The organism is Psychrobacter sp. Rd 27.2 (assembly GCF_001921755.1).
Classification (GTDB): domain Bacteria; phylum Pseudomonadota; class Gammaproteobacteria; order Pseudomonadales; family Moraxellaceae; genus Psychrobacter; species Psychrobacter celer.
Map to the genome: position 1 here is coordinate 1 of NZ_MRYB01000087.1, position 420 is coordinate 420.

Annotated in this window: 1 protein-coding gene; it reads left to right on the plus strand. The window is 43.8% G+C overall.

The features are described 5' to 3' along the window. The coding region (locus tag BTV99_RS13550) for a hypothetical protein (protein WP_178377978.1) at nt 1-420 on the plus strand (420 nt) is incomplete at both ends.

The window sequence follows — 420 nt, forward strand, 5'->3', positions numbered from 1 at the left end:
AACACACCAGATAACTTCGCTGGTGAAATTAACTTTACCATCACGGGTACCACCACCGAGACAGTATCTGGAGACAGTGTGACTCATGATACCAAAGACGTTTCTATTCTAGTGACCCCCGATGCTGCCGATGGCAATATGAGCAATCCTCAAGTCGTTGCCACTGAAGATTTGTGGGCGACAATTGATTTTGAGTCAGCATTTACAACCACAGATCAAGGCAGTTTAACTGAAGGTCAAGAAGTGCTTGAGAGTATCACGCTATCAGCAACTGATCTAACGGCTAAAGACGTCATATTACGTGTTGACGGTATTGAAGTAGACTTAACAACTAATCCACCACCAACTTTGACATTTACGCCCGATCAGACAATCGAGATTATGTACGATGAGGATAAACGCCATAGCGATGATGATGTC